This is a genomic window from Enterobacter sp. 50793107, assembly GCF_001463365.1.
In the GTDB taxonomy this organism is placed as follows: Bacteria; Pseudomonadota; Gammaproteobacteria; order Enterobacterales; family Enterobacteriaceae; genus Enterobacter; species Enterobacter cloacae.
Window position 1 is genome coordinate 40,516 of the sequence record NZ_LNII01000161.1, and the last position, 21,809, is coordinate 62,324.

The 21,809-nt window shown below is 53.9% G+C and carries 17 protein-coding genes and 1 riboswitch; of the genes, 4 read left to right on the forward strand and 13 right to left on the reverse strand.

Annotated features, from left to right (window positions below):
• The first annotated feature begins 14 nt into the window (after window positions 1-14).
• Together glnE and hldE are read left to right on the forward strand one after the other, a co-directional pair.
• Window positions 15-2,873 carry a bifunctional [glutamate--ammonia ligase]-adenylyl-L-tyrosine phosphorylase/[glutamate--ammonia-ligase] adenylyltransferase gene (gene glnE, locus APU11_RS22550; RefSeq protein WP_094915927.1) on the forward strand — a complete coding sequence of 953 codons (2,859 nt, stop codon included), beginning with the start codon at window positions 15-17 and terminating at the stop codon, window positions 2,871-2,873.
• A gap of 40 nt (window positions 2,874-2,913) precedes the next feature.
• Entirely contained in the window at window positions 2,914-4,344 is a 1,431-nt protein-coding gene (gene hldE / locus APU11_RS22555) for a bifunctional D-glycero-beta-D-manno-heptose-7-phosphate kinase/D-glycero-beta-D-manno-heptose 1-phosphate adenylyltransferase HldE (RefSeq protein WP_013098758.1), read from the forward strand.
• A gap of 74 nt (window positions 4,345-4,418) precedes the next feature.
• Here hldE and ubiK read toward each other — a convergent pair whose 3' ends face one another.
• Window positions 4,419-4,715 (reverse strand): ubiquinone biosynthesis accessory factor UbiK, encoded by a 297-nt coding sequence (gene ubiK / locus APU11_RS22560; protein ID WP_013098757.1) that lies wholly within the window; start codon window positions 4,713-4,715, stop codon window positions 4,419-4,421.
• 121 nt (window positions 4,716-4,836) lie between these two features.
• Window positions 4,837-4,987, forward strand: a riboswitch (FMN riboswitch).
• Between the two features lie 106 nt (window positions 4,988-5,093).
• Here ubiK and ribB point away from each other — a divergent pair.
• Window positions 5,094-5,747, forward strand: coding sequence for a 3,4-dihydroxy-2-butanone-4-phosphate synthase (ribB, locus tag APU11_RS22565; protein WP_008502964.1), 654 nt, complete (start codon window positions 5,094-5,096; stop codon window positions 5,745-5,747).
• Between the two features lie 45 nt (window positions 5,748-5,792).
• On the opposite strand, the gene APU11_RS22570 is transcribed toward ribB, so the two are convergent.
• From APU11_RS22570 to zupT, 9 genes are all read right to left on the reverse strand, one after another.
• On the reverse strand, window positions 5,793-6,851 hold the full coding sequence (locus APU11_RS22570; RefSeq protein WP_020689466.1) for a type 1 fimbrial protein: 1,059 nt from the start codon (window positions 6,849-6,851) through the stop codon (window positions 5,793-5,795).
• A complete protein-coding gene (locus APU11_RS22575; RefSeq protein WP_058651366.1) occupies window positions 6,835-7,590 on the reverse strand; it encodes a molecular chaperone in 756 nt (251 codons plus the stop codon). Before APU11_RS22575 ends, APU11_RS22570 begins: the two co-directional genes overlap by 17 nt.
• A 9-nt stretch (window positions 7,591-7,599) precedes the next feature.
• Window positions 7,600-10,038: a fimbria/pilus outer membrane usher protein gene (locus APU11_RS22580; RefSeq protein ID WP_058651365.1), complete on the reverse strand. Its 2,439-nt coding sequence runs from the start codon at window positions 10,036-10,038 to the stop codon at window positions 7,600-7,602.
• A 73-nt stretch (window positions 10,039-10,111) separates the two neighbouring features.
• Entirely contained in the window at window positions 10,112-10,669 is a 558-nt protein-coding gene (locus APU11_RS22585) for a fimbrial protein (protein ID WP_038420606.1), read from the reverse strand.
• A gap of 214 nt (window positions 10,670-10,883) precedes the next feature.
• On the reverse strand, window positions 10,884-11,945 hold the full coding sequence (locus APU11_RS22590) for a pilus assembly protein (RefSeq protein WP_058651364.1): 1,062 nt from the start codon (window positions 11,943-11,945) through the stop codon (window positions 10,884-10,886).
• Window positions 11,946-11,947: 2 nt separating this feature from the next.
• A complete protein-coding gene (locus APU11_RS22595; protein ID WP_020689471.1) occupies window positions 11,948-12,682 on the reverse strand; it encodes a fimbria/pilus periplasmic chaperone in 735 nt (244 codons plus the stop codon).
• Between the two features lie 15 nt (window positions 12,683-12,697).
• Window positions 12,698-15,220: a fimbria/pilus outer membrane usher protein gene (locus APU11_RS22600; protein ID WP_060578725.1), complete on the reverse strand. Its 2,523-nt coding sequence runs from the start codon at window positions 15,218-15,220 to the stop codon at window positions 12,698-12,700.
• A 78-nt stretch (window positions 15,221-15,298) separates the two neighbouring features.
• Window positions 15,299-15,874 (reverse strand): fimbrial-like protein, encoded by a 576-nt coding sequence (locus APU11_RS22605; RefSeq protein WP_045293703.1) that lies wholly within the window; start codon window positions 15,872-15,874, stop codon window positions 15,299-15,301.
• A gap of 424 nt (window positions 15,875-16,298) precedes the next feature.
• Window positions 16,299-17,072, reverse strand: coding sequence for a zinc transporter ZupT (gene zupT, locus APU11_RS22610; protein WP_013098748.1), 774 nt, complete (start codon window positions 17,070-17,072; stop codon window positions 16,299-16,301).
• Window positions 17,073-17,268: 196 nt separating this feature from the next.
• Here zupT and ygiD point away from each other — a divergent pair, with 196 nt between their 5' ends.
• The gene (gene ygiD / locus APU11_RS22615; protein WP_058651362.1) at window positions 17,269-18,057 is read left to right on the forward strand and encodes a 4,5-DOPA dioxygenase extradiol; all 789 of its coding nucleotides are present in this window, start codon (window positions 17,269-17,271) and stop codon (window positions 18,055-18,057) included.
• A 79-nt stretch (window positions 18,058-18,136) separates the two neighbouring features.
• Here the strand turns inward: ygiD and APU11_RS22620 are convergent, their stop codons facing one another.
• The 3 genes from APU11_RS22620 to tolC form a co-directional block, all read right to left on the reverse strand.
• Window positions 18,137-19,297 carry a glutathionylspermidine synthase family protein gene (locus tag APU11_RS22620; RefSeq protein ID WP_029883040.1) on the reverse strand — a complete coding sequence of 387 codons (1,161 nt, stop codon included), beginning with the start codon at window positions 19,295-19,297 and terminating at the stop codon, window positions 18,137-18,139.
• 2 nt (window positions 19,298-19,299) lie between these two features.
• Window positions 19,300-19,965, reverse strand: a complete 666-nt coding sequence (locus tag APU11_RS22625; protein ID WP_013098745.1) for a DUF1190 family protein — start codon at window positions 19,963-19,965, stop codon at window positions 19,300-19,302.
• A gap of 190 nt (window positions 19,966-20,155) precedes the next feature.
• Complete coding sequence (gene tolC, locus APU11_RS22630) at window positions 20,156-21,622, reverse strand: outer membrane channel protein TolC (RefSeq protein WP_048971854.1); 1,467 nt, start codon at window positions 21,620-21,622, stop codon at window positions 20,156-20,158.
• Window positions 21,623-21,809: the final 187 nt, after the last annotated feature.

Consider the following 21,809-nt stretch of genomic DNA (forward strand, 5'->3'; position numbering starts at 1 on the left):
GGCAAGGAACCCCTATAATGCCGCTTTCTTCGCAGTTACAGCAGCAGTGGCAGACCGTTTGCGAACGTCTGCCTGAGTCATTACCGGCGTCATCGTTAAGCGAGCAGGCAAAGTGCGTGCTCACGTTCAGTGATTTTGTGCAGGAAAGTATTACTGCTAACCCGGACTGGCTGGTGGAGCTTGAAAACGCCCCGCCGCAGGCTGACGAGTGGCGGCATTATGCAGGCTGGCTGCAAAGCGCGCTGGCTGAGGTGGCGGATGAAGCCACGCTGATGCGCGTTTTGCGCCAGTTTCGCCGCCGGGTGATGGTGCGCATAGCCTGGGCGCAGTCGCTTGAGCTGGTCAGTGAAGAGAGCACGCTCCAGCAGTTGAGCGAGCTGGCGCAGACGCTGATTGTCGCTGCGCGAGACTGGCTCTACGCCGCCTGCTGTAAAGAGTGGGGCACGCCGTGCAGCGAGGAAGGGGTTCCTCAGCCGCTGTTGATTCTGGGGATGGGTAAGCTGGGCGGCTGCGAGCTGAACTTCTCCTCCGATATCGACCTGATTTTTGCCTGGCCGGAGAACGGCTCCACGCGCGGAGGCCGTCGTGAACTGGACAATGCCCAGTTCTTCACCCGTCTTGGCCAGCGTCTGATCAAGGCGCTGGATCAGCCGACGCAGGACGGTTTTGTCTATCGCGTGGATATGCGTCTGCGTCCGTTTGGCGACAGCGGCCCGCTGGTGCTGAGCTTTGCGGCGCTGGAAGATTACTACCAGGAGCAGGGGCGCGACTGGGAGCGTTACGCGATGGTCAAAGCGCGGATCATGGGTGACAGCGACGACGCTTACGCCAACGAGCTACGCGCCATGCTGCGCCCGTTTGTGTTCCGTCGCTATATCGACTTCAGCGTGATCCAGTCCCTGCGTAACATGAAAGGGATGATCGCCCGTGAGGTACGCCGTCGTGGGCTGAAAGATAACATTAAGCTCGGCGCGGGTGGCATTCGTGAAATCGAGTTTATTGTCCAGGTCTTCCAGCTTATCCGCGGTGGTCGCGAGCCGTCGCTGCAATCCCGCTCGTTGCTCCCGACGCTGTCAGCGATTGAGCAACTCCATCTCCTGCCAGAGGGGGACGCGCAAACCCTGCGTGAGGCATACCTGTTCCTGCGTCGTCTGGAAAACCTGCTGCAAAGCATCAATGACGAGCAAACCCAGACCCTGCCGGGGGATGACCTGAACCGGGCGCGTCTGGCGTGGGGCATGCGCGTGGACGACTGGGCCGCACTGACCGAACGGCTGGAGGCGCATATGGCAGGCGTGCGCCGTATCTTTAACGAGCTGATTGGCGATGATGAAAGCGAATCGCAGGACGATACGCTCTCTGAACACTGGCGTGAACTGTGGCAGGATGCCCTGCAGGAAGATGACACTACGCCCGTGCTGGCGCACCTGAGCGACGACGATCGCCATCGGGTGGTGGCGCTGATCGCCGATTTCCGCCTTGAACTCAACAAGCGTGCCATTGGTCCGCGTGGTCGCCAGGTGCTGGATCACCTGATGCCGCACCTGCTGAGCGATGTCTGTTCCCGTGCCGACGCCCCGGTGCCGCTTTCCCGCATGATGCCGCTGTTGAGCGGCATTATTACGCGTACCACCTATCTTGAACTGCTGAGCGAATTCCCGGGGGCGCTGAAGCACCTGATCACGCTCTGCGCGGCGTCACCGATGGTGGCCAACAAGCTGGCGCGTTACCCGCTGCTGCTGGATGAACTGCTCGATCCCAATACCCTCTATCAGCCGACGGCGACCGATGCCTACCGCGATGAGTTGCGCCAGTATCTGCTACGCGTGCCGGAAGAAGATGAAGAGCAGCAGTTGGAAGCGCTGCGCCAGTTCAAACAGGCCCAGATGCTGCGCGTCGCGGCGGCGGATATTGCCGAAACGCTGCCGGTGATGAAAGTGAGCGATCACTTAACCTGGCTTGCGGAAGCGATCATCGATGCGGTGGTGCACCAGGCGTGGATCCAGATGGTGGCGCGTTACGGCCAGCCGAAGCATCTTGCTGAACGAGAAGGCCGCGGTTTTGCCGTGGTGGGCTACGGTAAGCTCGGCGGGTGGGAGCTGGGATACAGCTCCGATCTGGATTTAATCTTCCTGCACGACTGTCCGGCCGACGTGATGACCGACGGCGAGCGAGAAATTGACGGGCGCCAGTTCTATCTGCGTCTGGCCCAGCGCATTATGCACCTGTTCAGCACCCGCACGTCATCGGGCATTCTGTACGAAGTGGATGCCCGTCTGCGTCCGTCCGGCGCGGCTGGTATGCTGGTGACCTCAACGGAATCCTTCGCCGATTATCAGAAAAACGAAGCCTGGACGTGGGAGCATCAGGCGCTGGTGCGCGCCCGCGTGGTGTATGGCGATCCGCAGTTAAAAACGCAGTTTGATGCCATTCGTAAAGCGGTGATGACCACCCCGCGTGAAGGCAGTAAGTTGCAGACCGAAGTGCGCGAAATGCGTGAAAAGATGCGCGCGCATTTGGGCAATAAACACCGCGATCGGTTTGATATTAAAGCCGATGAGGGTGGCATTACCGACATTGAGTTTATCACCCAGTATCTGGTGCTCCTGCACGCGCATGACAAGCCGAAGCTGACCCGCTGGTCGGATAATGTGCGCATTCTGGAGCTGCTTGCGCAAAACGACATCATGGATGAGCAGGAGGCGCAGGCCTTAACCCGCGCCTACACCACGCTGCGCGATGAGTTGCACCACCTCGCCTTGCAGGAACAGCCGGGCCACGTGGCGCTCGACTGCTTTACCCGTGAACGCGACCAGGTGAAAGCGAGCTGGCAGAAGTGGCTGGTGGAACCGTGCGTAACAAAACAAGTGTGATATCATCGCGCGCAAATTGTGAATCTTTCTGGAGTCAGGAATGAAAGTAACACTGCCAGAGTTTGAACGTGCTGGAGTTATGGTTGTCGGCGATGTAATGCTTGATCGCTACTGGTATGGGCCGACCAGCCGTATCTCCCCGGAAGCACCGGTACCGGTCGTTAAGGTCGATACCATTGAAGAGCGTCCTGGCGGCGCGGCAAACGTGGCGATGAACATTGCTTCTCTGGGCGCGCATTCGCGTCTGGTGGGCCTCACCGGTATCGACGATGCGGCGCGCGCGCTGAGCAAGTCGCTGGCGGACGTGAACGTGAAGTGCGATTTCGTTTCTGTTCCGACGCACCCGACCATTACCAAGCTGCGCGTGTTGTCGCGTAACCAGCAGCTGATCCGCCTCGACTTTGAAGAAGGGTTTGAGGGTGTGGATCCTGAGCCGCTGCACGAGCGCATTAATCAGGCGCTGGGCAATATCGGCGCGCTGGTACTGTCTGATTACGCCAAAGGGGCACTGGCAAGCGTACAACAGATGATCCAGCTGGCGCGTAAAGCCAATGTGCCGGTACTGATCGATCCGAAAGGCACCGACTTTGAGCGCTATCGCGGCGCAACGCTGCTGACGCCTAATCTCTCTGAGTTTGAAGCGGTGGCGGGCAAGTGCAAGTCGGAAGCGGAGATCGTCGAGCGCGGCATGAAGATCATCGCTGACTTCGAGCTGTCTGCACTGCTGGTGACCCGCTCCGAGCAGGGAATGACGCTGCTGCAGCCGGGCAAGGCGCCGCTGCATATGCCAACCCAGGCGCAGGAAGTCTATGACGTGACCGGTGCCGGTGATACGGTGATTGGCGTACTGGCGGCAACGCTGGCAGCGGGTAATTCCCTCGAAGAAGCGTGCTACTTTGCGAACGCCGCGGCGGGCGTGGTTGTCGGTAAACTTGGGACCTCTACCGTTTCGCCAATTGAACTGGAAAACGCCGTGCGCGGCCGCGCCGATACCGGTTTTGGCGTCATGACGGAAGAAGAGCTGAAAGTGGCCGTTGCCGCCGCGCGTAAACGCGGTGAGAAAGTGGTGATGACCAACGGCGTATTCGACATTCTGCACGCGGGCCATGTCTCTTATCTGGCGAATGCACGCAAGCTGGGCGATCGTCTGATTGTGGCGGTGAACAGCGATGCCTCGACCAAACGTCTGAAGGGCGAAACGCGTCCAGTGAATCCGCTGGAGCAGCGTATGATTGTGCTCGGCGCGCTGGAAGCAGTGGACTGGGTTGTGCCGTTTGAAGAAGACACGCCTCAGCGCCTGATTGCCGGCATTCTGCCTGACCTGCTGGTGAAAGGCGGCGATTACAAACCGGAGCAAATCGCGGGCAGCGAAGAGGTCTGGGCCAACGGCGGTGAAGTGATGGTGCTCAACTTTGAGGACGGGTGTTCAACCACCAACATCATCAAAAAGATCCAGAAAGACAGTCAGTAAAAAACGGGCCAGTTGGCCCGTTATTTCACCCTCTCCCCGTGGGAGAGGGCTGGGGTGAGGGCATCAGGCCGCACTTAGGCCTGGTCATCCACCGGCGGTATCGCTGGTGCCGGCTTCACTTCTTCCGGGGTATTGCGGTTTTCCAGCTCGGTAAGACGCTGTTCCAGCAGCGCCAGCTTTTCACGGGTGCGCAGCAGAACCTGTGTCTGCACGTCAAACTCTTCGCGGCTCACTAAATCAAGGCGAACCAACTGCGCCTGCAGCGTCTGGCGGATTTTCTTCTCAACGTCATCACCAAATTCACGAATGCCTTTTGGCATGGACTCATGAACCTGACGCGCAATTTGCTCAATTTTCTTCGGGTCAATCATAGTGGCTTCCCTTGATAAGACGGTGTTGATGAACATTGTAGCGCGTCATGCTCCAGGATAAAGCAGATTTGTTTGAAGCTTATGCATTGCCCAGGTTAATCAATAGCGTTATAGTTATCTCGCTTATTCTCAGGGCGGGGCGAAATTCCCCACCGGCGGTAAATCAGCGTCATGCTGAAAGCCCGCGAGCGCTTTGGGTGAACTCTCAAAGGTCAGCAGATCCGGTGTAATTCCGGGGCCGACGGTTAAAGTCCGGATGGGAGAGAGTAACGATCCAGTCGGGCATGGGCCCGCTCACGTTATCTTTTTGCCGCTTATACGGCGCTCCTAAGACTGCCCTGATTCTGGTAACCATAATGTTAATGAGGTTTTTTTACCATGAATCAGACGCTACTTTCCTCTTTTGGCACTTCAACTCAACGTGTTGAACATGCACTGGATGCCCTGCGCGAAGGCCGCGGCGTGATGGTGCTTGACGATGAAAACCGTGAAAACGAAGGCGACATGATTTTCGCCGCCGAAAACATGACCGTTGAGCAGATGGCACTGACCATCCGTCACGGCAGCGGCATCGTATGCCTGTGTATTACCGAAGACCGCCGTAAGCAGCTCGAGCTGCCGATGATGGTCGAAAACAACACCAGCGCCTTTGGTACCGGCTTTACCGTGACCATCGAAGCCGCGCATGGAGTGACTACCGGTGTCTCCGCGGCTGACCGTCTGACTACCGTCCGTGCAGCAATTGCCGATGACGCCAAGCCATCCGACCTGCACCGTCCTGGCCACGTCTTCCCGCTGCGTGCGCAGGCGGGCGGTGTGCTGACCCGTGGTGGCCACACTGAAGCGACCATCGATCTGGTGACGCTGGCAGGCTTCAAACCTGCAGGCGTACTGTGTGAACTGACCAACGATGACGGCACCATGGCGCGCGCACCAGAGTGCATTACCTTTGCACGCCTGCACAACATGCCGGTCGTGACAATTGAAGATCTGATCGAGTACCGTCAGGCGCACGAGCGCAAAGCCAGCTGAACGGTGCACGAATGAAAAAGCCGGGGAAACCCGGCTTTTTTGTCTCTAGTGGTAGTTAATTTTAAACAGCACGACCGTTTCAAAAGGGCCAGAATCGATACCCTTTCCCTCTGCACGTGAAAGCTCAGCGGTGTACGTGGTCTCGAAATGCAGCACCGAACCGGTAAAATCAGCGTACTCGTCATACTGATTGAAGGTGTAGGGCTGTGTGCCGTTAAGAATGCGCAGCTTCAGGCCATTACCAATCAGCAACGCCGTATCACTGGCCGTCAGCTCGCTATCGGTATAGAACGACGAGTCAATCTTAAATCCGTCTGAACACTGCGCATCCTGTACTTTACTGGTTTTAACCGAGAACGTTCGCGTACGCGTGCCCTGATTGACGATGTCACGTGCGCTGAAGGTGCCAAAGTCGATCTCCTGATTCTCAGGGTAAATACTGAACGTCGCTCCGCAGTCCAGTACCCTGATGTTTTCCAGCCCGTTAATGTGGTATTTGAGGTTTTTGGCATCAGGAAGCGCATTTACGCCGCCTTTGCCGTCAAACTGCACGACGATGTAATCACCAAGCGTGCTGACGTAGCCCTGAGGCGGTATCGCTTTGAGCTTAACGTACAGCCTGAAGCGTGCCGCAAAGGTTCGTGAGGTATGTACATCCCACGCATTCCCCGAACAGATGTATTTCTCCCAGCCCATCGCTTTTAGCTGTTCGGCCGTGTATTTGCTCAGGCTGTTGTTGTCCAGACACTGACGGGTATCCACGCCGTAGGTTTGCCCGATGGCATCGTAATCCGCACCCTCGTAGGTAACACCGAGCTCGTAGTAAGGATCCGACACCGACGGATAAGGGTTCACCCAGGCGAAGACGTCTTCGTTCTCATGGTTTGACGCGGTATTTCTGTCGCAATACACGGGGATTTTGATATCGCTGGATTCCCAAATCTTTTGCCCAACTTTTGCTGTGCTGGGGATTGAGAATTCTGACACCGTTTTGGTTTGCTCCACCGGACCATTTTGTGTGCCAAGGTAGCAGTTCAGCGCCAGCGCCTGCTTAAGGGGACACATCACCAGCATTAAAAGGAAAAGCTTAGCGAGATGTCGCATTTTGCCCTGCCTTGCGCGGCGTTAGCGTGCATGGTGCTGACCCGGTACAGGTTAAATTGACCTTGCGTAGCGCACCATAATCATCAATATAACCTATGCTGTAGCCCGTTCCTTCTGTTTCACTCAGCGTCAGCGTACTGGTCGCAAACGGGCTAATCATCAGGCTGTCGAAGCCTGGCATCATGGTTTTTCCGTTATTGCTCAGCCACGCCAGCGTAATGAAATAGGGCGTTGGGTTTTTCAGGCGCATGGTTTTGCCCGACAGCGTCACCGACAGCTGCATTTCCGTCTCTTCACCTGATTTTTTACGAATGCTTTCCGGCCGCCAGAACAACTTTATGCGGCTCTGCATTGCCACCTGCATGACGCTGCGCTCCTCTTTCAGGCTCCCGCTTTTGGGCGGCACTTCACGCAGATTGAAATAAAACAGCGTTTCCCGATCCTCCGGCAGCTGTTGCGTCGCGGCCTGTTTCACGATCCGCACCTGTGACGAGGCGCCGGGTTCAATGCGCTGTATAGGCGGCAGGACCATAAAATGGGTGTCCTCTTTGCGCCCGTCCCGATCCTCCACCCAGGCGAGGGCAAGGTAGGGAAGCGATTTGCTCTGGTTTTCAATGGTCAGGCTGCTGGCTTTATCGCTTTCGGCAAAGACGATGCGCGTCCTGTCCAGGTTAATTGCCGCCTGCGAGACACCGGAGCCACAAAACAGGAGTGCTGCTAAATAAACGTATGATTTCATAGTGATAAGTTACTGGCAGGGCAGCATCAGCTGCGTGGTGTTGTCGAGAGAGGCTGGCAGGGAGAAATGACACTGCTGATCGTCTCCCCAGGTGACGATAAAGTGCTGTTCAGCTTTTACCGCCCCCAGCCAGATGTGTCCGTCCTGGGCGATAATGCCCACCTCTTTGCCTGAATCCTGCTCACGCACCTGGGCGCCGAGAGGCGGCGTGCCGCTGGCGGTACGCACGATCCCGGCAACATCCTGACCCTGACGGGAGGCAATCAGCCGATAACCGATTGCACCCTCGGTCCAGGTGGAGCGAATGACGTGGTTATCGACATCGACACCCTCTGGCAGGTTATTCAGATTGACCTGTACGCTGGCGGGCATATAGCTCGAAAAGGCGGGCAGGACGCCAATACCAAACATGTTGGTGGCATCGCGGGACATATTCAGCGGTATATTGCCGATCCCTTCCGTGCTGACCATCACACGCGGTTCGTTGCCGTAGCTCCGGCGATGAAGCGACGCCCCGTGGGCGGTTGCCGTAAACGAGCCGTTCCAGCTCGCGCTGATGGAACGGTAGTCATGGGCCTTGTAGCTTCCGGAAAGGTTCAGATCTCCCGTCCCGGCATAGTGCTGATAATTCGCGCTGACTTGCGCCCCGGCGTCAGTTTTTTCGCTCTCGGTACCAGCGGATATCCCCCAGGTATTGTTACTGTCTGAAGAGTCATACCAGGAGAGCGTTTGACGCGTCGTGTCGCTGTTTCTCAGATCGTAATTGAGGCGATGATCCGGATCGAGGGGGATGCTTAAAGAGAAGTAAACCTGCGTATCATCGCCTTGATCCTGATAATGTGTTTTGCTCCATGAGGCCGTCACGCCAAGATTTTTCCAGCGACCAAGGTCGAAGTTGTATCCTGCCGTGAGTGTGCCGGTGGTGGAGGGGGCTCTGTCCCACCAGGTCTGGCGCAGCAGACCAAGGTAAAGGTTTAGCGACAGGGCGGGGATGTACTGGCTGGCAGTGATGCTTAGCGTCTGTTTTTCCGTTTCCGCGTGATCCCGGTCTTTTTCAAGAAAGCGGGCATAGCTGAGAAAGCGGCTGTCGGAGTAGCGGTAGCTGGCAAGCGTGAGCTGACTCCCGGTGGTATCGAAACGCTTGCTGTAGTTGATGCGGTAACTGTATCCCGTCTGCTTTGCTTCCCCCTCGTGCTGGCTGCTGGCCTGGGTGACATCAAATGACAGCGCGCCCAGCATATCCATGTTCTGCCCGATACCACCCGCCAGCGCGCGGTAATCATTACCGCTGTTCAGGATCCCACCGTACAGGGAGGTTCGGGACAGTACGCCCCAGGAGAATTCGCTGCTTAAAAAGGCCTCGCTTTCGACATGATGCGAGCTGTCCTGACGGGGTTTACCGCCCGCCAGCTTATAGCGAACCTGGCCTTTTCGCGTCAGGAAAGGCACAGAGGCAGCAGAAACCTGAAAGGTGCTGGTATGACCGTCTTCTTCGGCGACGGTGACGTCCAACGTTCCCTGTACGGACTGGTTTATATCCTGGATGACGAAAGGGCCCGGTGGGACTTTGGTTTGATAGATAATTCTGTCTGCCTGGCTGACGGTCACGGTGGCATTCGTCTGAGCAATACCAGAAATTTGTGGCGCGTAGCCGCGCAGAGACCAGGGAAGCATACGCTCGTCGCTGATAAGTGAGGCTCCGGTGTAGGAAAATCCGTCGAAAATATCCGACTGAAAATCTGACTCACCCAGCGTGAACTTTGAGCCAAGTGCAGGCAGAGGGCGAAAAAGGTAGGCGCGAGAAAGGCGGCCGTCGCTCTGCGACCTCCCTTCCGTACGGTTAAGGGCGTACTGATAATCTCCCCGCAGTCGCCAGGCGCCCAGGTTGGCGCCAGCGGTCCCGTAGGTATTGACGTTATCGCTGCTTGACCCCTCATCTGGCTGATAGCGGCTGGCAAACAGATTGTAATCCAGCAGCACGCCTGAGACACCGTTGTCCCAGGTCGCGGGCGGCGTCCAGTTGGTGGAACGGTACTGTAGCCAGGCCTGAGGTAGGGTGACTTCCAGCGTTTGCGTCGCCTGAATAAACTCGAAACGAACCTGCGGCAGCGGGGAAAAGTCGACACAGCCCGCGTTAACCGTCAGCATGCTGCGGTATTTATCGTCCAGACCAAAAGTGTCCGCCAGATCGGACGGAATGCAGACTTCCGTTGTATCGTCTTTTATATACCAGGCTAACTGCCAGCCGCTAGCGAGTGACGTATTATTAATTGCAACGTTAACGAAATAATGACCCGGCGCAACGTGGTTCTTATCTTTGAACTGGGATAAATCAACATTGCCGCGCTGATCTTTATCAATAGCGTTAATATTAAATTCAACGGCGGCCAGTGGAAGAGGCGTAAGAAAGCCAGCAATGATGATCGAAAATGCACTGTATTTCATCATTCAGCTCTCAAATAAAATTACGGCAATGGCTGGCAAATATATTGCCAGCCGAAATATAATTAACGGTATGGGCTTATTTATACAACAGGACGTAATTCGCGGTAGATTCGACCTGGCCTGCCGTTGCTGTTTTACCATCGACCACTTCCATCTGCGCTTTGAAGTGCAGCGTCTGGGTCGCTGAACCCGCAGAAAGATCGACAGTTTGAGCCGTACCAAGTGTGATAGGGGACTCTGCATTATCCAGCAGACGAACGCCCACGTTCTGCGCGCCGCCCGCATAGGTATTGCTCATCAGGCTGGTATCGGTTGCGTCGGTAGCGGTGCTGCTGAAGGTTACGTCCACTTTGGTGACGGGTGTTGCGGTTTCATCTGCAGCGTCAAGCTGGCAGTTTTCCAGGTTGATATCAACCGGTACCGCCGTGGATTTTTTATTCACATTCATCACCGCCGTGGTGAACTGGCCAAGTTCAATCTCTTTATCAATACTGTCTGGTGCAATATTGCATGGTGCGTCAATAATAACGCCCTTAAAGGTGATTTTACCGGAGCCCTGATCGCTTGCCAGTGCATTGCCAGAGATAAAAGAGCCTAAAGCAACCGCCAAAAGTGTTTTTGAAATATTTCGCATGAAATATCCTTGTTATGAATAATAATTAAGAGATATTGATGTTTGAGGCGGTTGTATTCTAAAACTAATTGTAACAATACGTGATTAAAAAATAATTAAAGACTCTTTAAGTATGCGTTTATTAATTATTGAAGTGAATGGCTTACGTAGAAAAAAGAGGGCGAGGGGCTAAATAAGCAGACCAAAAGAAGATGCTGGTCTGCTTTTTGATCAATTATTGATAATTTATTTTGACAATAATGTCTTTACTGAATGGTCCAGGAATAACGGCTTCACCAGGTTTACGGGTTAGCTCCGCCGTATAGTCATGCGTCAGCGTCGTCTCCGTATCATCAGGGTGATAGGTTGCAAAAGGAAGATACTGGTTGTACGTCACGTCGCCATTGGTTTTATCAATGAGACGCATGAGTAAACCATTTCCCATGTCCAGATGCGTATTATCGTAGAGCGTATCGGTGGTGTAAAAGCTGGTCGTCACGTCAAATTGTTCTGAACAGCCAGCAGTGGCATCCCGGATTGTCGAAATGCTAAACGGTGAGGTGACGGCGTTGGCGTTGACTGCGCTCTCCGTAAACTGGCCAAAATTCACAATCTGATTTTCAGGGTAGATCCGGATATCCACACCGCAGTCCAGGAAGTGAATATTTGACAGCCCGGTAATGTCGTAATGCAGGTTTTTTGCTTTCGAAAGCGTGTTGATTCCGCCTGAACCGTCAAACGTCAGTACGGTGACGGAGGGAAAGGTATAGTCAAACTGCTCTTTTGGTATCGCTTTTAGCTTCACGTAGAGACGAAAACGCACGGTAAACGTGACGTTTTTCTGAATTGTGACGCCATTGCAGGCTGCTTCTTGATACTGTTTCCATTTGTCATCCTGCTTATCAAGGCAGGCTCCCGTATCAATTTTGATATCGGGGATGTCATAGTCAATACCGTTATAGGTTACGCCAAACGCCAGATAAGGGTTGTTAGTCATCAGGCTATCGGTGTTATGAAAACTGTCCAGGATATAGGCATAAACGTTTTCACTCCAGGGATCCTGCGAGACAGGTTTTGTACTGTCGCGGGTGGCGTTATCGCAATATACCGTCACCAGCAAATCGCCGCTTTCCCAAATTTTTTGTCCGGCTGGGGCGTTGGCTGGGACCGTGAACGTCGGGAGCGTTGTTGTGACCAGACTTTTGCCGCCTTTTGAATCTTTGTAACAGTCCATCGACCATGCGGAGGATGAGAACAAACATAAAAGGGCAATCACCGCGAGATATATTTTTTTCATCATTATCCCTTATTCACCGGTTTGCTCTGGCAGGCAGGCTGCACCGCGTTACAACTCACCTTAAACATTTCCAGACCGCCATAATCGCTGATATAGCCGACCTGAAATTCAGCGGGCAGCTTAGCCAGTGACTGGCTGGCCTGACCAAACGGCTCAATCATTACGCTCTCTGCGCCCGGCAATAAGGTTTTACCGTTCAGTCCGATATAGCCCACGGTGATGTAATAGGGGCTGCTGTTTTTAAACTGCAGCGTACCCGAGGCGCGGGATATAACCACCTTATCCAGCGGAACAAACTGGCCCTCCTTCAGCTCAATGGCTTTTGGCCGCCAGAACAGTTTAAGCCGGCTTTGCATGGCAATTTGCATCACGTTCTTCTGCTCGGCTTTAGGGGGGATTTCCCGCATGTTGTAATAAAACAGCGACTCTCGATCGGCTGGAAGTCGGCTGAGGTTTTGCTGCGCCATCAGGCGAACCTGCGCCTGTTCTTCAGGCTCGATACGCAACAATGGCGGAACAGGAGAGATAAACTCGCGCGTTTTTTTACCCTCTTTATCCTCAATCCACGACTGAGCCAGATAAGGATCGGTTTTACTCTGGTTTATCAGTCTGACCGACACGCTTTTTGCGGAGGCGTTGAAAATGATGCGTGTTCTGTCGGGCGATACGGTGGCCCAGGCAAAGCTGCACGTGCCAAGGAAACAGATAAGTCCTTTTGAAATCATCGTGATGTTCATTTTATTCATCCTGAATTAATGCACTGTTTTACAAGGTAAAAATATAGCGTCACCGTTAAGATTACTTTGGTTCGGCGGCGTGATTTCACACGCTTTGTCAGACCAGGTGAGACGTAACGTACTGTTTTCCTGAATCCCGCTGAGATAAACGAACCCTTCTTCGGCAACCAGACCGACCTCTTTACCCGTAGCGCTGTCGACGATACTGACGCCCAAAGGAGGGAACTGACCGTTTTCCTGTCGAATAATGCCGACAATCTGGTAGCCCGTGGTGGCGTTCAGCTTGCTGTAACCAATGGCACCTTCCGTCAGCGTGGTGCGAATAACGGAGGTTGCTATATCCACGCCATCAGGCAGCGTGTTGCTGTTAACGCGCACCGTGGAGGTGGTGTAGTTGCTGAGTGAGGGGACGACAGCAATACCAAATGCGTTAGTGCGCGTGCGCGAACTGTTGACCTCAATTCCGTCAACGCCATCGGCATCGATCATCATGCGGGCGTTATTGGCCGGGCTGTAATCATGCAGGGCTACGCCATGTCGCGTGGCGGTGATCGAGCCGTTCCAGCCCGCGCTGATCGAACGGTATTGATTGGGCTGAACGCTTCCTGAAAGATTGAGGCGTCCGTAAGGAGAATAGTGCTGGTATCCGCCGCGCAATGATGGTTCGCCTTCGCGCAAATCGTCTTCCGTCGTAGAGGCCGAGAGATTCCACGTATTGTTGCGATCGGAGGCGTCATAGTAAGAAGCCATATGAGACGCGCTGTCGCCGCCCGATCGCTGGTAGCTGTACATAATGCTACGACTTTGCTCCAGCGGGAGGGTGAAGGCGAAATAGACCTGGTTTTCGTCGCTGTCATCCCAGCGCACGCGGCTTAGCGCCAGCGATGCGGATAAACCTCTTAAGTTGCCGATATCAAAATTGCGGCTCAGCGAAAAGGAGTAGTTTGTGTTGCTGCTGTTGTCCCAGTAGGTGTTACGGGTGACGTTGAGATAGGTATTTAATGCCAGCGAATCAAGGTACTGGTTGAAGGAGATAACGTAACTCTCTTTTTCGTTTGTCGTTGAGGTATCTCCGTCCCGGGAGGCGAGATATTCACTCATTGAGACATATTCTTTATCCGAGAATCGATAACCTGCGAAGGTGATCTGGCTGCCGGTCGCCTCAAAACGTTTTGCGTAGTTGGCACGATAGCTATACCCACGCTGTGTCTCATTTTTTCCCTGATGGAGCGTGGCCTCGGCGCCCGTCACATCAAAAGAGATCGAGCCGAACGAATCCAGGTTGAAGCCGATACCGGTGGTCATGGCCTGATAATCATCAGCCGTCAGCAGGGTGCCGCCATACAGTGACACATTACTCAGCCAGCCCCACGAGAGTTCACCTGTCCAGAAAAGCGGGTTATTGATGTCGTTATGGCCCGTAGCGGTGGGCTTACCGATGGATGTTTTATAGCGCACCTGGCCTTTTCGGGTCAGGAAGGGAATTGAGGATGAACCCACCTGGAAGGTGGTTTTGCGCCCATCTTCCTCTTCGACCACTACGTCCAGCTGTCCCTGGTAGGTTTCACCCAGGTCTGAAATGGTGAACGGCCCCGGCGCGACGGTTGTTTGATAAAGAACGCGGCCAGACTGGGAGACGGTCACTTTGGCATTGGTCTGCGCGATGCCGTTAATTTGTGGTGCATAACCCTGTAAATCAGGCGGCAGCATACTTTCATCACTTTCCAGTGAGGCACCGGTAAAGTGGAAGGTATCAAAAATATCTGAGCTTAAATCATATTGCCCCAGCGTCATTTTTGATGACAGCGAAGGGATAGGGCGGTAGAGATAGGTCCGTGCCAGACTGCTGTCGCTGCCTGTAGACTCACCGTGACGAAAGTTTTGGTTATATTGATAATCTGAACGCAGACGCCACGCGCCGAGGTTAAACCCGAGCGTGCCGTAGGCGCTGATATTCTGGCTGTCGTCGCCCCCGTGGGGATCGTACTGGCTGCCATAGAGATTATAATCAAGTAAAACACCCGCAATGCCTTCATCCCAATATTCCGGCGGCGTCCAGTTCTTCGCCTGATATTTCATCCATGCCTGGGGAACGGTGACGGAAAGCACCATCGTCCCTTTATTAAGGGAAAAGCCCAGCTCCGGAACAGCCGAAAGATCAAGGCAACGTCCGCCCTGAGAATAATGGAGCCGCGAAATAAAATCGGTGCTTAGTCCGAAAGCGGATAACTGCCCGGCATTCACACAAATTTGCGAACCGCTTTCGTTTTCCGTTGCGATCCACTCCATTGTTGCGGATTGAGGCAACGTGTTTTTATTGACCTGAATGCGGACGAGATAGCTACCCGGCGCGATGTGGCCTTTTTTCTCAAACTGGGAAATATCAATATTACTTCGGTCTTCAACGTCAATCATATCTGTGTTGAATTCAACCGCGGAGACAGGCAACACGAATAAAGCTGAGTAAAGTGTGGCACTCAGCGAATACTTTATAAAAGCAGAGAGGCGGGAGAGTTGATGCGCTGAGTGTTTTAGCATAAATCCGTTTCGCTTTTAAAAAGAAGGCATAAAAGCCGATGAGTCCTTCATCGGCTACGTTTTCAGACGGCAATCAAATTACTTATATTCAAGGATATAGTTCGCCTGGGCCTGAACGTTACCCGGGGTAGCCTGGCTGCCAGATACCGGTTCCATTCGGGCTTTGAAGTTCAGTTCCTGATAGGCATTTGTGGTAGGGAATGACACTTCAATCGGCGTACCCAGCGTGACTTTATTGCTGCCGCTATCCAGCAAGCGAACGCCCACACCTGTTGCACCGCCGATGTTGCCATCAAGCGTGTTTTTCATCAGGCTGGTGTCGGTCGAATCGGTACTTGCGGAGGCAAAGGTGACCTTCACTTTGTCGATCGTGGTGGTGGTTTGTCCGGTGGTAGAAGAGAGAATGCAATCCTGCAGGTGGATATTCACGTCAACCGGCAGCGAGTTTTTACCGCTGTTCAGCACGCTATCCGCGACTTCTCCTAATTCAATCGTCTGATTTTCATCTCCCGGGGTGATAGAGCAAGGCGCACTGATAACTTCACCGGTGAACGTGATCTTCCCCGAGCCCTGGTTATCTGCTGCCATAGCAGTAAATGACAGACCAGAAAGCAATGCAGTTGTCGCAACTGCCAGAATAGTCTTGTTAAACATGAAGATATAATCCTTTATCTAAGAGTGGATGGCGCAATAATTTTAATGAATTAATATTGCAACACTTTTATTTCATTAAAGCGGTCGAAATATACCAGTCGCAATATGGTTCATCTCGTGAGTATTTCTAAATGGGGAATTTAGAGGCTATTAATAAATCATTTGAAATTATAAATGGGAAAAATGCTGTTGCTCTACAGCCAGAATGCTCGGTTTAAATAGTGATTGACATCAATCTTTTGAGTTTTTTTAAATACACGAAGCGGTAATTATTTTACGGGGAATAGTTATAAATAATATTTCTTAAGTGAATTCTATGGCGATTAGAAAGTATGGTGCCGGACTTTATATCATTAATACTGATAGTTGGCATTCACTGACATTAAAAGAAATTGCGCTCCCTCAAATAAGGAAGCGCAACCGTTCAGCCAATACCCGCCGTTTGTAACAACACCAGGCTTAATCCCATTACAGACATTCCGCACAACACCCCATAACTCGGATTATTGTTAGGATCGATCTCTTTCGCCAGCGGCATCAGTTCATCAACCGACAGCGCCACCATAATCCCCGCAACTGCGGCCATAATGGCGGCCATCACCACCGGTGAAACCAGGCTTCCCAGTATCAGCCACGCCAGTACGCCCCCGAGAATTTCTGCCATTCCCGATATCCCGGCCCAGAACACGGCGGTGCGTTTTGACCCCGTGGCGGCATAAACCGGCCCGGCAACGGCCAGCCCTTCAGGAATATTGTGTAAGGCCACCGCCAGGGCGATACCCAGACCCATCTCCAGATTGCTGCTGGCGGTGACATAGGTCGCGACACCCTCCGGGAAGTTGTGCAGGCTGATGCCGAGCGTCAGGAGGATGGCAGTACGTTTAATCTTTTGCGGCACCGGCGCGACGCTTTTTTGCATTAAATCCTGCGGATGTGCATGGGGCAGCATGCGGTCGAGGGCAAAATAGCCCAGCAGACCAAACACAAACATGCCATAACCCAGTACCGGAGACATGCCTTCTGTGCCCAGTGCGGCAGGCAGCATCTCCATCAGAGAGATAAGCAGCATAATGCCGGCAGCAAATCCCAGTGAAAAGGCCAGCACGCGGTTAGACGGCTTTTGACCAAGCACACCGAGGATCGCACCGATAAAGGTGGCGGCACCCGCCAGGATGGTCAGGATCAAGGGGACGGACATGCAATGCTCCTTGTGATAATGATTCTCATTAATACTAATAATTCACGTTGGCCAAAGCGAGAGGGGAACCTCTGTTTTACATATTCCTTACATTCAAATTTCCTGATGATGATCTTCACGCTTATCTGCGTTCATCTTCATCGTGTTAAGCGTAATGTAGCACCATCAAATTGACACCTTCTGTAAGGATATCACCATGACTTCTTCACGTATGCCAGCACTGTTTTTAGGCCACGGTAGCCCAATGAACGTTCTGGAAGACAATGTCTACACCCGCACATGGCGTCACCTGGGTGAGACGTTGCCGCGTCCGAAGGCGATTGTGGTGGTGTCTGCACACTGGTTCACCCGTGGCACTGGCGTAACCGCCATGGAGGCGCCAAAAACAATCCATGATTTTGGCGGTTTCCCGCAGACGTTGTACGACACGCATTATCCGGCCCCCGGCTCGCCCGAGCTGGCACAGAAGCTGGTGGATTTGCTGGCACCTGTCCCGGTCGCGCTGGATAAAGAGGCCTGGGGCTTTGACCACGGCTCATGGGGCGTGCTGATAAAAATGTACCCGGACGCCGACATCCCGATGGTGCAGTTGAGTATCGACAGCACTAAACCGGCAGCCTGGCACATGGAGATGGGTCGCAAGCTGGCTACGCTTCGTGATGAAGGCATTATGCTGGTGGCAAGCGGTAACGTGGTACACAACCTGCGCACGGCGCGCTGGCACGGTGAAAATACACCTTACCCATGGGCAACGTCCTTTAACGATTACGTCAAAGACAATCTGACCTGGCAAGGCCCGGTTGAGCAGCATCCGCTGGTGAACTATCTGGATCACGAAGGCGGTTCGCTCTCTAACCCAACGCCGGAACACTTCCTGCCGCTGCTGTACGTTCTTGGCGCGTGGGATGGCCAGGAACCGGTGACGATCCCGGTCGACGGTATTGAGATGGGGAGTTTGAGTATGCTGTCGGTGCAGGTGGGGTAATAAAAGCAAAGCGGCAACCTGCGGTTGCCGTTTTTAGTGTTTACACCCTCTCCCGTGGGAGAGGGCATCAGGCCGCACTCTACTCAACAAAAATATGCGGATAGAACCGTGACAGATCCTGCGTGATCAGCGCGCGATCTTCGCGGATGCCAATCCCGGCAGGCTGATCGTTGATGAGCCAGCTGCCAATCAGCGTATAGCTGTCGCCAAATTTCGGCAGCTGATAAAACGCCTGGACGATCATTCCTTCTTCGCCGTAAGGCCCTTCAACCGCTTCCAGCGTTTTACCGTTTTCGATAATGGAGACGTTTGCCCCCTCGCGGGAGAAGATTGGCTTCACGACATATTTTTCCATTTGCGGATAATCATCTTCCGCAAAGTATGCCGGCAGAAGGTTCGGGTGGTTCGGGAACATTTCCCACAGCATCGGCAGCAGGGCTTTGTTGGAGATGATGCTCTTCCATGCCGGTTCCAGCCAGCGCACGCCAGCGTCTTCCAGCTTGGTGGAGAACATCTCACGCAGCATATATTCCCACGGGTAGAGTTTGAACAGGTTGCTGATCACCTGATCCTGCAGGTCAGTAAACTGACCTTTCTCACCCAGACCGATATCTTCTATATAGAGAAACTCGGTGGCGACTTCCGCTTCGGCAGCACAATCCTGCAGATACTGAACCGTTCCACGATCTTCTTCCGTGTCACGGCAGCAGGCGAGATGCAGCAGGTTGAAACCGTGCTGTTCACGCAGCTCGGCGAAACGCTCAATCAACTTTTCCTGCAGGCTGTTGAACTGGTCGCTCTCTTCCGGCAGGTTTCCGGCGTTCATCTGGTCTTCCAGCCAGATCCACTGGAAAAAGGCCGCTTCATAAAGAGAGGTTGGCGTATCGGCGTTATTTTCCAGAAGCTTAGGTTCACCCACGCCATCCCACGCCAGATCAAGGCGAGAATAGAGCGAGGGCTGGCTGGTTTTCCACGACTGGCGCACAAAGCCCCAGGTGTGCTTCGGAATGCGGAATTTAGCCATCAGCTCGTCGCTGTCGATGACTTTCTCGACAACCTTCAGGCACATCTGATGGAGCTCTGCCGTCACCGCCTCCAGTTTTTCCACCTGGGCGAGCGTCAGTTTGTAATAAGCGTCTTCACACCAGTACGGCTCGCCATACATGGTGTGGAAGTTAAAACCGTATTCGGTCGCTTTTTCGCGCCAGTCCGGGCGCTCGGTGATACTGACTCGTTCCATGATCAGCCGCCCATTGAGCGAGTTGACGTACCCGTCGCGCTGCGCTGCATGCTGGTCTGTTTCGCCACAGATTCACCGAACCCGCCGCGGGTGATGGTGCTGGTGGTAGCCGGTTTCGGAGCCATCGCCGTTTTCGGTACGGTCACGGTGCGGCCAGGCGTTGCTGCGCCATAGCCTTTGCCGCTGGCATCGGTGTATTGGCCGTAGGCCGGGCTGGCCGGGTTTTTCGAGCTAAACAGCGGCTGCTGCTGGTAACCCGCACCGCCGCCCATCAGGCGGCCCATCATATAGCCGGCCATCAGTGGCATCCAGAAGCTGCCGCTGGACTGAGCCTGCGCCTGATTTTCTGGCGCCGTTCCCGCCTGAGCCGGTGTCTGTTGACACTGGCCTTCACCGAACTCTGCCACGCAGTCTTCGCGTGTGGCATATTTCGGTGCGGTACGTTCCGCTTCTTTCAGGGCGTTGTTATAGGCGGTCTTACATTCTGCCGCGTTACCGGTTGCGGCTGAGCAGTCCTCTGCGTTTTGATACAGAGAAACCGTTTCATCGCTTTTCTCACAGCCTGCCAGCATAAAGACAGCGGTAACCGCCAGCGCAACAGGGGTGAGGTGACGCGCGTTCCAGCTTTTGCGGAACGAAGCGTGATTTATGGATTTTGTCCGTTTCATATTTGTCTTCCAGGACCCAGTGGTTATAACGCTCAGGATAGAGGATGAGTGGTTGAAAATGAAGCGAAGAGGGTCGGAATCAGGGGGATCTTTACGTTGGCTTACGTTCGGATGTGATTCAGATACTCCCTCTCCCTGTGGGAGAGGGCTGGGGTGAGGGCATCAGGCCGCAGTGGGCCTGATGACACTCTTAGTTACGGAACGGATTGCTGCCGGTGTTGGTACGCGCAGCGGCTGGCTGTGCAGCAGGCGCGCTGCTGTTAGCGTTGAAGTTATCAACCGCAGCAACCTGCTCCGGGTTCTCCGGTGCCACGCTGTCCGGCGAGGTTGAGACCGGTTTACCCAGCGCATTGTTCAGCGCCAGCAGGTCCTGCTCGTTCAGCGTACCCAGCGCCTGCTTGATGTTCAGCTGGTTAATCAGGTACTGGTAACGTGCGCTGGAGAGCTGCTGTTTCGCGTTATACAGCGTGGTGGTCGCGTCCAGCACGTCAACAATGGTACGGGTACCGACGGAGTAACCAGCTTCCATTGCATCCAGGGAGCTTTGGGCAGACACAACGGCTTGTTTATACGCGTTGATGCTGCTGATCGAGGCGTTTACGTTGTTGAACGACGAACGCACGGTCTGCACCACGTTGCGGTGTGCGCTTTCCAGCTGCTCGCTTGCGCCAACAAAGTTGTACTGCGCCTGTTTCACCTGAGAATTCACCAAACCGCCCTGATACAGCGGCAGTGAGAAGCTCAGGCCGACTTTGTTCTGGCCCTGGTTGCTGTCGTCATACTGGGCGGTGTTGGTTTTAGAACCGCTGTAGCTGGTATCAGACACGCCGGTGGAGGCGCTCAGGCTCAGGGTTGGCAGGTGGCCATCCTGCGCCTGACGAATCTGCTCGCGGGCCAGGTCCTGGCTCAGACGCGCCTGCAGTAAGGTCAGGTTGCGGTTTTCCGCTTCTTTCAGCAGGGCATTCACCGCCTGCGGCTTATCGGTCTTGAAGTTATCTACGTTCAGGGAAGCCAGTTCTGGATAGTAATTACCGGTGACCTGACGCAGAGATTCCAGCGCGTTGTCGAGGTTGTTACGCGCGGTCACTTCGTTGGCCAGTACGCTGTCGTACTGTGAACGGGCGTTCTGCACGTCAGTGATGGCGACCAGGCCCACGTTGAAACGCTGGGTGGTTTGATCTAACTGACGGTAAATTGCCTGTTTCTGCGCTTCAGTATAGGAGAGCGAGTCAATCGCGCTCAGCACGTTGAAGTACGCAGTCGCCGTGTTCAGGATCAGCGTTTGCTGGTCGGTCTGATAGGTCACATCCTGGATACCCGCGCTCTTTTCCTGCAGGGTCAGTGCGCGCCATTTGGACATATCAAACAGCGTCTGTGTTAATTGCAGTGAGGCGCTGGTAGCATTGGAGTTAACGCCGTTAGCGTCGCGGAAACCGTTGCTGTAGGTATAATCTGCACCTAAACCTAACTGCGGCAGCAGTGGGCTACGCGCTTCGTTAATCTTTTCAAACGCAGCATCACGATCGGCCGCTGATTTACGTAAATCAGGGTTGCCCAGACGTGCCTGCTGGTAGACCTGTAACAGGTTTTCCGCCTGGCTCATTGCACTGAAGCCCGTCAGGCTCAGGCCGATAAGGATGGGGAGCAATTTCTTCATTTGCATTCCTTGTTGTGAAGCAGTATTAGCGCTGATCTAATTAAAAATAATTGCCGATTCTAACAGAATCATCCACACCAAAAGGTTGGCGTAATGTGCCATGTGGCGTTAATTTGCACCAATCTACCATATAGCCTTGCAAACGGCAGCCAAACAGCCTTGAAATTCATAATTTCATCACCATTGC

Excerpts from the sequence above, each read along its gene's own strand:
- ubiK (WP_013098757.1), bottom strand. The coding sequence starts at position 4,715 with ATGATTGACCCGAAGAAAATTGAGCAAATTGCGCGTCAGGTTCATGAG.
- APU11_RS22600 (WP_060578725.1), bottom strand. The coding sequence starts at position 15,220 with ATGCTAAAACACTCAGCGCATCAACTCTCCCGCCTCTCTGCTTTTATA.
- APU11_RS22625 (WP_013098745.1), bottom strand. The coding sequence starts at position 19,965 with ATGAAACGGACAAAATCCATAAATCACGCTTCGTTCCGCAAAAGCTGG.
- tolC (WP_048971854.1), bottom strand. The coding sequence starts at position 21,622 with ATGAAGAAATTGCTCCCCATCCTTATCGGCCTGAGCCTGACGGGCTTC.
- APU11_RS22590 (WP_058651364.1), bottom strand. The coding sequence starts at position 11,945 with ATGAAAAAAATATATCTCGCGGTGATTGCCCTTTTATGTTTGTTCTCA.
- APU11_RS22585 (WP_038420606.1), bottom strand. The coding sequence starts at position 10,669 with ATGCGAAATATTTCAAAAACACTTTTGGCGGTTGCTTTAGGCTCTTTT.
- APU11_RS22570 (WP_020689466.1), bottom strand. The coding sequence starts at position 6,851 with ATGCGACATCTCGCTAAGCTTTTCCTTTTAATGCTGGTGATGTGTCCC.
- ygiD (WP_058651362.1), top strand. The coding sequence starts at position 17,269 with ATGACTTCTTCACGTATGCCAGCACTGTTTTTAGGCCACGGTAGCCCA.
- APU11_RS22605 (WP_045293703.1), bottom strand. The coding sequence starts at position 15,874 with ATGTTTAACAAGACTATTCTGGCAGTTGCGACAACTGCATTGCTTTCT.
- ribB (WP_008502964.1), top strand. The coding sequence starts at position 5,094 with ATGAATCAGACGCTACTTTCCTCTTTTGGCACTTCAACTCAACGTGTT.
- APU11_RS22575 (WP_058651366.1), bottom strand. The coding sequence starts at position 7,590 with ATGAAATCATACGTTTATTTAGCAGCACTCCTGTTTTGTGGCTCCGGT.
- APU11_RS22580 (WP_058651365.1), bottom strand. The coding sequence starts at position 10,038 with ATGATGAAATACAGTGCATTTTCGATCATCATTGCTGGCTTTCTTACG.
- hldE (WP_013098758.1), top strand. The coding sequence starts at position 2,914 with ATGAAAGTAACACTGCCAGAGTTTGAACGTGCTGGAGTTATGGTTGTC.
- APU11_RS22620 (WP_029883040.1), bottom strand. The coding sequence starts at position 19,297 with ATGGAACGAGTCAGTATCACCGAGCGCCCGGACTGGCGCGAAAAAGCG.
- zupT (WP_013098748.1), bottom strand. The coding sequence starts at position 17,072 with ATGTCCGTCCCCTTGATCCTGACCATCCTGGCGGGTGCCGCCACCTTT.
- APU11_RS22595 (WP_020689471.1), bottom strand. The coding sequence starts at position 12,682 with ATGAACATCACGATGATTTCAAAAGGACTTATCTGTTTCCTTGGCACG.